Origin of the sequence: Acinetobacter sp. ACZLY 512, assembly GCF_023614015.1 — a bacterium.
In the GTDB taxonomy this organism is placed as follows: Bacteria; Pseudomonadota; Gammaproteobacteria; order Pseudomonadales; family Moraxellaceae; genus Acinetobacter; species Acinetobacter soli.
Window position 1 is genome coordinate 250199 of sequence record NZ_JAKIVI010000004.1, and the last position, 7633, is coordinate 257831.

Annotated in this window: 12 protein-coding genes; 2 read left to right on the forward strand and 10 right to left on the reverse strand. The window is 36.2% G+C overall.

Going from position 1 to position 7633, the window contains the following annotated elements:
- Positions 1-29 precede the first annotated feature (29 nt).
- The 5 genes from L2096_RS06965 to L2096_RS06985 all read right to left on the reverse strand — a co-directional run bounded on the left by L2096_RS06965 (position 30) and on the right by L2096_RS06985 (position 4345).
- Positions 30-482 (reverse strand): MaoC family dehydratase, encoded by a 453-nt coding sequence (locus L2096_RS06965; protein ID WP_004937471.1) that lies wholly within the window; start codon positions 480-482, stop codon positions 30-32.
- Complete coding sequence (locus L2096_RS06970) at positions 482-2329, reverse strand: ABC transporter ATP-binding protein (protein WP_004937474.1); 1848 nt, start codon at positions 2327-2329, stop codon at positions 482-484. Before L2096_RS06970 ends, L2096_RS06965 begins: the two co-directional genes overlap by 1 nt.
- A gap of 152 nt (positions 2330-2481) precedes the next feature.
- Positions 2482-3300, reverse strand: a complete 819-nt coding sequence (locus L2096_RS06975; protein ID WP_502801291.1) for a formate/nitrite transporter family protein — start codon at positions 3298-3300, stop codon at positions 2482-2484.
- 366 nt (positions 3301-3666) lie between these two features.
- Positions 3667-4089 (reverse strand): hypothetical protein, encoded by a 423-nt coding sequence (locus L2096_RS06980; protein WP_250365128.1) that lies wholly within the window; start codon positions 4087-4089, stop codon positions 3667-3669.
- Positions 4090-4093: 4 nt separating this feature from the next.
- The gene (locus L2096_RS06985; RefSeq protein WP_250365129.1) at positions 4094-4345 is read right to left on the reverse strand and encodes a hypothetical protein; all 252 of its coding nucleotides are present in this window, start codon (positions 4343-4345) and stop codon (positions 4094-4096) included.
- 121 nt (positions 4346-4466) lie between these two features.
- On the opposite strand from L2096_RS06985, the gene L2096_RS06990 reads away from it, so the two are divergent.
- Positions 4467-4661: a hypothetical protein gene (locus L2096_RS06990; RefSeq protein WP_250365130.1), complete on the forward strand. Its 195-nt coding sequence runs from the start codon at positions 4467-4469 to the stop codon at positions 4659-4661.
- Between the two features lie 66 nt (positions 4662-4727).
- Here the strand turns inward: L2096_RS06990 and L2096_RS06995 are convergent, their stop codons facing one another.
- The 3 genes from L2096_RS06995 to L2096_RS07005 form a co-directional block, all read right to left on the reverse strand.
- Entirely contained in the window at positions 4728-5357 is a 630-nt protein-coding gene (locus tag L2096_RS06995) for a hypothetical protein (RefSeq protein ID WP_250365131.1), read from the reverse strand.
- 207 nt (positions 5358-5564) lie between these two features.
- Entirely contained in the window at positions 5565-5987 is a 423-nt protein-coding gene (locus L2096_RS07000; protein ID WP_250365128.1) for a hypothetical protein, read from the reverse strand.
- A gap of 4 nt (positions 5988-5991) precedes the next feature.
- Positions 5992-6243: a hypothetical protein gene (locus L2096_RS07005; protein WP_250365129.1), complete on the reverse strand. Its 252-nt coding sequence runs from the start codon at positions 6241-6243 to the stop codon at positions 5992-5994.
- Between the two features lie 121 nt (positions 6244-6364).
- On the opposite strand from L2096_RS07005, the gene L2096_RS07010 reads away from it, so the two are divergent.
- Complete coding sequence (locus tag L2096_RS07010) at positions 6365-6559, forward strand: hypothetical protein (RefSeq protein WP_250365130.1); 195 nt, start codon at positions 6365-6367, stop codon at positions 6557-6559.
- A gap of 66 nt (positions 6560-6625) precedes the next feature.
- Here the strand turns inward: L2096_RS07010 and L2096_RS07015 are convergent, their stop codons facing one another.
- A complete protein-coding gene (locus L2096_RS07015; protein WP_250365131.1) occupies positions 6626-7255 on the reverse strand; it encodes a hypothetical protein in 630 nt (209 codons plus the stop codon).
- A gap of 155 nt (positions 7256-7410) precedes the next feature.
- The coding region (locus L2096_RS07020) for an IS3 family transposase (protein ID WP_250365132.1) at positions 7411-7633 on the reverse strand (223 nt) is incomplete at its 5' end.

Consider the following 7633-nt stretch of genomic DNA (forward strand, 5'->3'; position numbering starts at 1 on the left):
TTAAAAAATGAAAATTGTCAGACAAAATTTTAACTAATGACTGAATTATCTCGTTTAAAGACAAGAATTTTGGTGGTTGAAATGAGTAATACATCGCCATGTTGATTAAGTGCTTGTGTGATGTAGCTCACGATACCACGATCTGGTTTGGATTTTGAAGGGGTAATACTGGCGATTTCAACTTCGACATGCACCAGATCACCCACACGCGTAGGACGTGGCCAGCGCAAACTGGTTTCAGAGCCAATGAGACCACCTGCAACCTGAAAGCACTCAGTCCATAAACGCATCACCACTGCAGAGGTGTGCCAACCACTGGCTGCCAAACCCTGAAAGACGGGATGCTTCTGTGCAGCTTTTTCATCGAGATGAAAAGGCTGAGGATCGTAAAGCTGGGCAAATTGTGTGATTTCTTCAAGGGTCATTTCATAATCACGACTAATAAAACGATCACCCACTTTAAGATCTTCCAGGTACAACATTATTCTTTTTCCTCTGTTTCTAATTCATCGACCAAGAAGCCACCTGTTTGTCGTTTCCACAAATGTGCGTATAAACCATTTTGGGCGATCAGTTCGTCGTGGGTTCCTTGCTCTACAATATGTCCTTGATCTAAAACAATCAAACGATCCATTTGGGCAATTGTAGATAATCGATGTGCAATTGCAATCACTGTTTTATCTTCCATGAGCGCATCTAAACTCGATTGAATGGCTGCCTCAACTTCCGAGTCTAGAGCACTCGTGGCTTCATCTAGAATTAAAATCGGTGCATCCTTTAAGAATACACGGGCAATTGCAATTCGCTGACGCTGTCCACCAGAGAGTTTAACACCACGTTCACCGACATAAGCCTCATAGCCCTGACGGCCGCGTAAGTCACTTAATTGTGGAATAAATTCATCCGCTTGTGCTTTAGAAACAGCATGGAACATTTCTTCATCTGAAGCATCTGGCTTGCCGTATTTAATATTTTCAGCAACAGTACGATGCAGTAACGAAGTATCTTGCGTGACTAGGGCTATGTTGGCGCGTAGGCTGTCTTGAGTAACGTCGTTGATATCTTGGCCATCAATTAAGATTCGGCCTTGATTCAGCTCATAAAAATGCAGTAATAATTGAATCAAAGTCGATTTACCCGCACCAGAGCGGCCCACCACACCAATTTTTTCACCCGGACGAATGGTCAAATCAAATTGGCTGATCACGTTTTTATCTGAATAGGCAAAACTGACATTTTCAAAACGGATTTCACCCGATTTTACCTGTAATGGTTTGGCATCTTCTTTGTCTTGAATACTTACCGGTCGACCCAAAGTACGCATACCATCTTGAATGGTGCCTACATTTTCAAATAGCATAGACATTTGCCACATCATAAACTCAGACATGCTGTTGAGTTTTAAAATCATAGCTGTGGTGGCAGCAATCACACCCAGTGCAGCTTGACCATTGAGCCATAGCCAGACAGCTGTTCCAATCACACCAATAAACAAGACTGCACTTAAAAACGTGGTACTGATTTCAAACTGTGTACCCAAACGCATCTGACGAAATACAGTCTCCATAAACTCGACCATGGACTGTTTTGCGTATTTGCTTTCACGGCCCGCATGAGCAAATAATTTAACCGTTTGAATATTGGTATAGGCATCGGTTACACGGCCAGTCATGACTGCGCGTGCATCTGCCTGTTGTTGAGATACTTTAGATAAACGCGGAATAAAGTACCATGCACTCAAAATAAAAAGCCCTAACCATAGCGCTAAAGGAATCAGTAAAATTGGTGAAATAGACCCAAGTACCACACTGATAGTAATAAAGTAAATGGTGACATAAACCAGCATATCACCCAAAATCATCCAGAATTCACGAATAGCCAATGCAGTTTGCATCACTTTGGCAGACAAACGACCAGCAAAGTCGTTATGAAAAAAATCGATACTTTGCTGAAGTAACAGATTATGAAACTGCCAGCGCAAACGCATAGGAAAGCTGCTGTATAGAATTTGGTGTTTAACAATCGACTGTAAACACACAAAAAAGATATTGGCGAATAAAACACTGGCCAAAATAGTCAGGTTCTCAGTGTGCCGGTCTAAAAAATTACCTGGCGTACTGGTACTGAGCCAATCGACCAAGTGACCAATTTTTGAAAATAAAATTGCTTCAAAAGTTGCGGCACCGGCAGTACACAAAATCAAAATAAATAAAAAAGGACGTACGCCTTGTGTCGATTTCCAGATAAATGCAAAAAAACTGCTAGGCAATGGTTCGTTTAAACCACGAGTAGGATAGGGGTCTACGAGTTTTTCAAACCATTGCAACATATATGTTCCTAAATATTAGCGTTACATGAGCTTATTATAAGTAATATCGATTATTTTAGATATAAGCAGCTAAAATTGTTATACATACTTTAAAATTACAGTATTTAATGATTTTAAGCTGACTTATTGATATTTAAGATTGTAAGTAATTATTATTCCTCTAATTCTTCATTTACTTGACCATAAATTAACAGGGTGAAAACACCTGTACCACCTAAAATATTACCAAGCGTGGTTGGAAGTAAGAACTGAAAACAAAACTCACTCATAGAAACCTGACCTTGCCAAACCAAATACGCAACTTCAACAGAGCCAACAACCACATGGGTAAAATCACCTAAACCAATCAGATAGGTTAATAAAAAAATCAATAAAATCTTATTGTTAACAGAAGGCAACATCCAAACGAGTGCAGCAATGAGTAAACCAGACATTGTACCTTTGAGAAAGTTTTCCCAAGCAGAAAATGAAGCAACATGATGCGCAATCTCATTTAGTGCATGATCCACTTCAGGCGTAAATAGTGCTGTTGTGAGAAAAAATAGACTCGATAAAAAAGTTCCGACCACATTGGCAGTAATAACAATACTCCAAAGCCGACCCACGGCTTTAAGTTTTGCGAAGCTAAAGGGTTTAAATAACGGAATGACAGTTGTGATGGTATTCTCTGTGAAAAGCTGCATGTGTCCTAAAATTGCAATAATAAATCCGATGGTATATCCAATATTCGTGACTAAATCTTTCCAAACTGCATCTACCGGTAAATAAGAACCAATTACAGCTTTAAACACGAAGGAAAAACTCATGACTAATCCAGCTGTGATACCAGAGAAGATGAGTGCATTTAACGGACGACTCAATTCTTCAACACCATCACGACGGATAATTTCATAGACCAGCCGTGGTGATAATTTTTCTTGTTCCTCAACGGCTAATTTTTCTTGCCAACTTAGCTTAGGATCAATTTCCATTTCAGCTTTAACTTGTTTTCGTTCAGCATCACTCATTTTTTTTCATCCTTGTATTTAGTCATTTACTTATAGTTGGTCAGCGCAATTTTTGAAGCGTTTCAATTTATAGAGTAAACCAAAAAAGAAGGAATTACGTGAGGAAATTAGAAGGTATAGATCACAGAAAACTCTAGGATAATAAAATACATATGATTTCGCATAATGTATATTATGTTAAATAGGATATCTAAAGACTGTGGCCTACACAACTTGTTTGTTGCCACAGCTCAGTAACGTGATGATCTACGATTATACATCACGTTACTGAGTATCCTAATGAACATAATATAAGTTATGCAGAAATCAGATCGCTACTCGACTTGCGTATTAGTCCAAGCCTACGCAAGTCTGCGTGGCTATGACCTCTATGTCTGGGTACATGATGCAGATTTGGTCAATCGTTTCCCGCATATTATAAATTGGGGGTTGAACACCATGCTTGGCAGTTGATTCTGTCGTGTTTACCAACACTTTGGCTATTTTATGTTCAAAGGTTTGAATGACTGAATTGTCTTGAGGTTGCTTCTGTTTTTTAGTGATGAGATGTTGGTAATGGTTCAATTTATTCTGAACAACACCATTCAAATAATCTTTAAGGTTTTGGCAAACACGAAGATCAATTTCCGAATATGTAGCAGCTAAGACAATTTCATCCATGATGAATTGTGATTGTTCATAGACTTCTGTTAGTTGATGAATATTTTGATCGAAGTCTTGGATTTTATTAATCAGTTCACATGCCTTGTCCATGCCCCTACTCTCCTAAATATTCACGAATTTCAGCATTGGCTTTTTTATAGGTTTCTAAGTGGGCATCAATCAGTGAATAATCGTACGACCAGTCACTTGCCACCACTGCTAAATGCTCAAGGCATCTTTCTGTTGATTCAGCAGGACAACATACATCTAGACATGGATTGCCATGTTCAGAAATGATTCGTGCTACTTCATTAAATGAAGCTTGAATAAAGCTTTGACGATCAAAGAATTGGTATTCATTTTTCATAAATCAAATATCACAAATCACATTTTGTGGTATTTATAACATTTGATTTGTGATATTACAATATATCATAAAATATAAATCATAAATGATGGGATAAGCCCATACACTTGGAGTTTATAGAATGGCAATCACGATTCGATTACGAGATGAAGAAGAAGAGATGGTTAAGAACACTGCTCTTGAAATGATGATCGAGAAAAAAACTCGGATTAAAGAATCTGATGTAATCCATACACTGATCCGCAAATATTTGCCTGAACTTAAAACAGCAGATGTAATGAAATATAGAGAAGAAGTTTTAGGCAAAGATGATTAAAGTAATGCTATTCTTTTAGTCTTAAATTTAGAACCAGAGTCCACCATTAGATAGCGTGGACTCTTTTTATTCATCGGTACAAACAATATATTTATAAAAATTACTTCCTGTTTCACACCAGCTAAATGAATGAGATGAAATTGGAACACCGCCTGCTGGTGCTGTGCTAATAATATTCATTTCTAATAATCCTAAATTAAATAATCCTTGATCTACCGAACTAATTCTTACTGAATTCTGTCCACCATAAATAGCATGAAGACCTGCTAAGAGATGGCTATCTAATTGTTTAATAATATGGATATTATGATCTAAAATATATTTCACAGATTCCGAAGAATGTCCCTCTTCAAGTAATGCTATATGCTTTTTTGTTGCACGAGCAACCATATTTACTTGTACTTCTTTTTCTAAGTTATCAATTACACTTAGAATTTCCTCGCCTAAATCTTCGTTACTTTTATTTGTTATAGCTTTTTTGAATTTTTCAAAATCTTCAGGTGAAAAATTAGTTAAAAAGGCAGAAACTCTTTTTGCGAATCTTTTATTTCTAAAAGTATTGCAAGCATCAGCCAAAGAAAAAATAGTGCCAACAACAGGAATATCTTTTGCTAAACCATCAGGCGTTATAAAAGTATCAACTACAACTTCTAATAATTCAGCCCCAGCTTTTAGGGAGTCTTTATCTATACTCATAAATATTTATTAATCTAATCAGTTCATTCTGAAGTCGCATAACTTCATTTTATGTTAAATAGGATATCTAAAGACTGTGGCCTACACAACCTGTTTGTTGCCACAGCTCAGTAACGTGATGATCTACGATTATACATCACGTTACTGAGTATCCTAATGAACATAATATAAGTTATGCAGAAATCAGATCGCTACTCGACTTGCGTATTAGTCCAAGCCTACGCAAGTCTGCGTGGCTATGACCTCTATGTCTGGGTACATGATGCAGATTTGGTCAATCGTTTCCCGCATATTATAAATTGGGGGTTGAACACCATGCTTGGCAGTTGATTCTGTCGTGTTTACCAACACTTTGGCTATTTTATGTTCAAAGGTTTGAATGACTGAATTGTCTTGAGGTTGCTTCTGTTTTTTAGTGATGAGATGTTGGTAATGGTTCAATTTATTCTGAACAACACCATTCAAATAATCTTTAAGGTTTTGGCAAACACGAAGATCAATTTCCGAATATGTAGCAGCTAAGACAATTTCATCCATGATGAATTGTGATTGTTCATAGACTTCTGTTAGTTGATGAATATTTTGATCGAAGTCTTGGATTTTATTAATCAGTTCACATGCCTTGTCCATGCCCCTACTCTCCTAAATATTCACGAATTTCAGCATTGGCTTTTTTATAGGTTTCTAAGTGGGCATCAATCAGTGAATAATCGTACGACCAGTCACTTGCCACCACTGCTAAATGCTCAAGGCATCTTTCTGTTGATTCAGCAGGACAACATACATCTAGACATGGATTGCCATGTTCAGAAATGATTCGTGCTACTTCATTAAATGAAGCTTGAATAAAGCTTTGACGATCAAAGAATTGGTATTCATTTTTCATAAATCAAATATCACAAATCACATTTTGTGGTATTTATAACATTTGATTTGTGATATTACAATATATCATAAAATATAAATCATAAATGATGGGATAAGCCCATACACTTGGAGTTTATAGAATGGCAATCACGATTCGATTACGAGATGAAGAAGAAGAGATGGTTAAGAACACTGCTCTTGAAATGATGATCGAGAAAAAAACTCGGATTAAAGAATCTGATGTAATCCATACACTGATCCGCAAATATTTGCCTGAACTTAAAACAGCAGATGTAATGAAATATAGAGAAGAAGTTTTAGGCAAAGATGATTAAAGTAATGCTATTCTTTTAGTCTTAAATTTAGAACCAGAGTCCACCATTAGATAGCGTGGACTCTTTTTATTCATCGGTACAAACAATATATTTATAAAAATTACTTCCTGTTTCACACCAGCTAAATGAATGAGATGAAATTGGAACACCGCCTGCTGGTGCTGTGCTAATAATATTCATTTCTAATAATCCTAAATTAAATAATCCTTGATCTACCGAACTAATTCTTACTGAATTCTGTCCACCATAAATAGCATGAAGACCTGCTAAGAGATGGCTATCTAATTGTTTAATAATATGGATATTATGATCTAAAATATATTTCACAGATTCCGAAGAATGTCCCTCTTCAAGTAATGCTATATGCTTTTTTGTTGCACGAGCAACCATATTTACTTGTACTTCTTTTTCTAAGTTATCAATTACACTTAGAATTTCCTCGCCTAAATCTTCGTTACTTTTATTTGTTATAGCTTTTTTGAATTTTTCAAAATCTTCAGGTGAAAAATTAGTTAAAAAGGCAGAAACTCTTTTTGCGAATCTTTTATTTCTAAAAGTATTGCAAGCATCAGCCAAAGAAAAAATAGTGCCAACAACAGGAATATCTTTTGCTAAACCATCAGGCGTTATAAAAGTATCAACTACAACTTCTAATAATTCAGCCCCAGCTTTTAGGGAGTCTTTATCTATACTCATAAATATTTATTAATCTAATCAGTTCATTCTGAAGTCGCATAACTTCATTTTATGTTAAATTGAGTACATGATACTTTAAGTTCATAGACCTTTTTGTTTAACCTAAAATCAAACACATATATAAAATAACATTTCACTGAATAGCCACCAAAATTCTAGACACACATAACCATCTTTTGATTGGCCTTTTCATAATCTAATGGAGAACGCTGACCATTGGAACCATGTCTGCGTTTTGAATTATAGAACATCTCAATATATTCAAAGATATCGGATCTTGCTTCAGTTCTAGTTGCATAGATTCTCTTTTTAATTCGTTCCCGCTTTAATAGCTGAAAGAAGCTTTCTGCAACAGCATTGTCATGGCAATTGCCTCTA

What these genes read in the sequence shown, in the direction of transcription:
- L2096_RS06965 (WP_004937471.1), bottom strand. Translation starts at nt 482, where the DNA reads ATGTTGTACCTGGAAGATCTTAAAGTGGGTGATCGTTTTATTAGTCGT.
- L2096_RS06970 (WP_004937474.1), bottom strand. Translation starts at nt 2,329, where the DNA reads ATGTTGCAATGGTTTGAAAAACTCGTAGACCCCTATCCTACTCGTGGT.
- L2096_RS06975 (WP_502801291.1), bottom strand. Translation starts at nt 3,300, where the DNA reads ATGGAAATTGATCCTAAGCTAAGTTGGCAAGAAAAATTAGCCGTTGAG.
- L2096_RS06980 (WP_250365128.1), bottom strand. Translation starts at nt 4,089, where the DNA reads ATGGACAAGGCATGTGAACTGATTAATAAAATCCAAGACTTCGATCAA.
- L2096_RS06985 (WP_250365129.1), bottom strand. Translation starts at nt 4,345, where the DNA reads ATGAAAAATGAATACCAATTCTTTGATCGTCAAAGCTTTATTCAAGCT.
- L2096_RS06990 (WP_250365130.1), top strand. Translation starts at nt 4,467, where the DNA reads ATGGCAATCACGATTCGATTACGAGATGAAGAAGAAGAGATGGTTAAG.
- L2096_RS06995 (WP_250365131.1), bottom strand. Translation starts at nt 5,357, where the DNA reads ATGAGTATAGATAAAGACTCCCTAAAAGCTGGGGCTGAATTATTAGAA.
- L2096_RS07000 (WP_250365128.1), bottom strand. Translation starts at nt 5,987, where the DNA reads ATGGACAAGGCATGTGAACTGATTAATAAAATCCAAGACTTCGATCAA.
- L2096_RS07005 (WP_250365129.1), bottom strand. Translation starts at nt 6,243, where the DNA reads ATGAAAAATGAATACCAATTCTTTGATCGTCAAAGCTTTATTCAAGCT.
- L2096_RS07010 (WP_250365130.1), top strand. Translation starts at nt 6,365, where the DNA reads ATGGCAATCACGATTCGATTACGAGATGAAGAAGAAGAGATGGTTAAG.
- L2096_RS07015 (WP_250365131.1), bottom strand. Translation starts at nt 7,255, where the DNA reads ATGAGTATAGATAAAGACTCCCTAAAAGCTGGGGCTGAATTATTAGAA.